The sequence below is a fragment of the Zhongshania sp. genome (genome assembly GCF_041584495.1).
Lineage (GTDB): Bacteria > Pseudomonadota > Gammaproteobacteria > Pseudomonadales > Spongiibacteraceae > Spongiibacter.
The window spans coordinates 1-4,000 of record NZ_JBFHDY010000187.1 but is presented as its reverse complement, the minus strand read 5'-3'; the positions used below and the strand labels follow the sequence as shown (position 1 = coordinate 4,000).

Annotated in this window: 3 protein-coding genes and 1 pseudogene; 2 read left to right on the top strand and 2 right to left on the bottom strand. The window is 44.9% G+C overall.

Annotated features, from left to right (window positions below):
* Positions 1 to 1,662 (bottom strand): type IV-A pilus assembly ATPase PilB (gene pilB / locus ABYP33_RS17615; RefSeq protein ID WP_373092504.1); only part of this gene is annotated, 1,662 nt, incomplete at its 3' end.
* Positions 1,663 to 1,991: 329 nt separating this feature from the next.
* Between pilB and ABYP33_RS17610 the strand changes: the two genes are divergently transcribed.
* Positions 1,992 to 2,459 (top strand): pilin, encoded by a 468-nt coding sequence (locus ABYP33_RS17610; protein WP_373092502.1) that lies wholly within the window; start codon positions 1,992 to 1,994, stop codon positions 2,457 to 2,459.
* A gap of 56 nt (positions 2,460 to 2,515) precedes the next feature.
* A complete protein-coding gene (locus tag ABYP33_RS17605; protein WP_373092500.1) occupies positions 2,516 to 3,826 on the top strand; it encodes an O-antigen ligase family protein in 1,311 nt (436 codons plus the stop codon).
* Between the two features lie 19 nt (positions 3,827 to 3,845).
* Here ABYP33_RS17605 and ABYP33_RS17600 read toward each other — a convergent pair.
* Positions 3,846 to 4,000, bottom strand: a pseudogene (locus ABYP33_RS17600) (nicotinate-nucleotide diphosphorylase (carboxylating)); the annotation flags it as partial.

Below are 4,000 nucleotides of genomic sequence, written 5' to 3'. Positions count from 1 at the left end.
TAGCGCAGACTGACGTAAATTATTAAAACCTTCTGCTTGCGCCTGAGCGGCAATGGCTAAAGAATTGCCATTTTCCATAATAATACGAGATATATCCGGCGTAATGCGAATTACTTCATAAATACCGACTCGGCCCTTGTAACCGTTATTGCATTGGTCGCAGCCTACTGGGTGCATTACTTTGGCAGTTTTTAGCAGTTCTTCAGAAAAGCCTTCGTCGAGTAACGTTTGTTTTGGCACATCATCGGCGGGGATGGCGCATTCTTTACACAGGCGTCTTGCTAAGCGTTGAGCAATAATCAAACTGACCGAGGTCGCTACGTTAAACGCCGGTACTCCCATATTGAGCAGGCGCGTTAAGGTCTCTGGGGCGCTATTGGTGTGCAGTGTAGATAGCACCAAGTGGCCTGTTTGGGCCGCCTTTATCGCAATTTCGGCGGTTTCTAAGTCGCGAATCTCACCGACCATAATAATGTCGGGGTCTTGTCGCAAAAAGGAGCGCAGCGCTTCCGGAAAGCCGAGACCGACCTTGGCGTTAACGTGAACTTGGTTAATGCCCTCTAGGTTGATTTCAACTGGGTCTTCCGCAGTGGAAATATTTCTTTCTGGGGTGTTGAGAATATTCAAACCGGTATAAAGCGATACAGTTTTACCGGAGCCAGTTGGCCCTGTGACCAAGATCATGCCCTGAGGTTGATTAAGGGCTTTCATGTACAAGTCTTTTTGTACTGACTCGTAGCCGAGCGCATCAATACCCATCTGCGCTGATGATGGGTCGAGTATCCGTAGTACTATCTTCTCGCCCCATAGGGTGGGTAAGGTATTTACTCGAAAATCGATGGCACGGGTTTTTGACAGCTTCATCTTAATCCGGCCATCCTGCGGTACGCGCCGCTCAGAAATGTCCATTTGCGACATGACTTTTAATCGTGCGGCTAGCCGATAGCCGAGGCTGGACGGCGGTCGAGCAACTTCTTGCAAGATACCGTCGGTACGAAAGCGAACCCGGTAGATCTTCTCATAAGGTTCAAAGTGAATGTCTGAGGCGCCACCGCGTATTGCATCCAGTAGTACTTTGTTTACAAACTTCACCACAGGGGCTTCGTCCGCACCCCTTAGGTCGACCTCGCCGCCGCCGTCTTCATCGACGGCTTCGATGTCAAGGTTCTCAAGGCTTATGTCATCCATATCGCCAAGACTATCGGCGAGCGACTCCTCTTGCGCAGCCAAGTATTTGTCAATGGCGCTATTAAGTGCTGCTTCTTCAACAACGATGGGTTCGGTCGTCAGGCCGGTATGAAATTTAATCTGATCTAGGGCATGGAGATTGGTTGGGTCCGACATGCCAATAAACAAGCGCTTGCCTCGTTTCCACAAGGGGAGAGTGCGATGGGCCTTAATCAGTTTATTGTCTATGATTTTCTGGGGCGCAAGTTCAGTGGTGTATGAGCGTAAGTCTAAAAACGGAATACCGAATTCGTCTGCGGCAATTTCGGCAATACGTACGCCATCAGCTAAATTTTTGCCGACGAGGTGGGTTACTAGGCTCTTTTTTTCTTTTTGAGCCGCTTCGATTGCCTTCCGTACGGCTTCTTCATCAAGAATTTCGTCGTAAACCAACCGTCTGGCTAAGCCGTTTAAGGGGATAGTTGCGCTATTCATTCCGCCAATCACTTAGAAAATGTATGAAAAACAGTATAGTGCCTACTATCTAATAAAGCATTACATGAGCTATTGATGGATAACAAAATTTGGCATCTGTATTGTTGTTGTAGTGACAATATTTGTCACTTGCTGCCGATTTAATTGTTTCTCATCAACTTGGCTTTTCGTGTAAGTGTAGCTCTGGTGGATAAAGTTTGTTGTAGGCTGTTGTTTTATATGTGTATTATTTGTTTTTATGTTTTGGCCCGTTACTTGCTCATTAAAATCAGTGATGAAGTATTAGGTCACGCCTGAAAATTGAGAACGTTATATCATTGGGGAATTATATGAAAAAAGTACAACAAGGTTTTACGCTTATCGAACTGATGATCGTTGTAGCGATCGTTGGTATTTTGGCTGCAGTAGCATTACCTGCTTATCAGGATTATACCGTTCGTGCGAAAGTAACAGAACTTGTCAATATGGGCTCTGCAGCGAAAGCAGCGCTTTATGAAGAATACGCTGCAAGTGGAGCTATGCCGCCTGCTACTGATGCTATTGTAGGTGATATTAAAAATAATTTTGATGCTTCTGATTTTTCTAGCACTACAACTAAGGCCGCGTACGCTGTAAGCACTACTACGTCTACTGGCGATACAGCCACTATAACGTTGACAACTGCAAATTTAATTCCAGATGCTGATGGGAAAACGGTTATATTTGTGTATACAGGTGGCACAACCGGTCTAAAAATGACGTGTAATACAGGATCTCTGGCAGATAAATACTTGCCAGCTTCATGCCGCGGTAGCTGAGTTTTTACGTGAAGTTTAAGGCCGCCTAGTGCGGTCTTTTTTTGTGGAAGTTTTAAGTGGACATTAGTGACAATAAATGGTCGTCATATATTGTAGCAGTGAGCGGCAGCGTGCTGTTTTTTTCGCACTATCTATTGGGTGGATTCGGTTTAAGTAGTGGTGATGCTCAACGTGTTTGCCTGGTTATATTTTCTACTTTTGCAATTTTCCTTGGTGCCAGCAATCTCAGGTCTGTATTTTTCTTGCCGGTTGGCGTTGCGGCTTCATTGCTAGTTGACGGAACCGTCGGAGGAGTAAAGCAGTTAAGTTATCTAGCCCTTTTAGCGGGTGTTGTTGTATTTTCTTCTCAAGTGCTACTTTTGAGAAGGCATGTTTTGCAAGTTATTTTTTTGTTGTACTTGTTCTCTTTTGTGCTGTTTCTTGTGGGGTGGTTAGCGTACGGATTTAATGGTATGTCGCTTTCATTTGGCGATGCTTTTCCTTGGTTTGGTCACGTGCGGTATTTCAATCACTTTCAGACAGCAACGCTACTTTTCCTGCCGTTAGGTGCAGTTATTGGTAGGGTGTATTCTAGGCTTTTTAGCATGGTTGGTGGTGCATTGGCGTTTGCTTTGTTGTTTGTTAGCCAAGGGCGAGGCGCCGCTGTATCTCTGTTGATCGGTTTTGTTGTGATTTTATTATTCGTAAAAGATCGCCAATTTCTTTTTAGATATTCTTTTAATCTCGTGGTCATGATTGGTTTCGGGCTTTTGATTTACTTAATTTTTAATGCTGGTTCAGCGCAGTTTGGGGTCGATCTTATAGGAAGGGACCTTGCGGTTGATAATCGCTCCGCGATTTGGCGGGCTGCTAGCATTTCAATAATGGAGCGGCCTTGGAGTGGCTGGGGGGCATATAGCTACGCTTTCTCTGATTTTCAATCGTGGATGCCTGCTCATCCCCATCAGGCATTTTTATTGATAGCCTTTGAATGGGGAGTGCCTGTTGCGATTGGTATTTTAATTGTGGCAGTGGGTGCAATATTTATTATGGCAAAAAGAGTTGTCGAGATTGGCGATATTAGTCTTTCTTTGGCTTTTGCAGCTTTTATAGCACTTTGTGTCCATGCACAAGTCAGCTCAGTATTAACTATGCCCGTGGGGCAATTGATGTTTGCTTTATTGCTTGGTCAGTTGTTGTCGGCGACAAAACTTATGTCCAGTTTGCCCGTAAAAAATTACTATTTCAGTTTTTTTGGCTTTGCTATCGGAGTTTGGGTACTAGTTTGTTCTAGCTATATTACATATTCCGGTTCTAGTGACGATGATTGGAATCGCGTACATTTGAATGATCGTATTCAACCTAGAACATGGAATAACGCGTCATAAATTTTTGAGCCGACTAATTTCATGGCTTAGGAATAAACCGCATCGACAAATCCACCGCCTGCGCATGCTTAGTCAGCGCGCCTATCGAAATATAGTCCACGCCAGTCTCTGCAATACCCGCCAAGGTTGAGGTGTCGACATTCCCGGATGCTTCCAGCTTGGCTCTCCCTGCCG

Coding starts and splice junctions, on each gene's coding strand:
- ABYP33_RS17610 (WP_373092502.1), top strand. CDS start 1,992: ATGAAAAAAGTACAACAAGGTTTTACGCTTATCGAACTGATGATCGTT.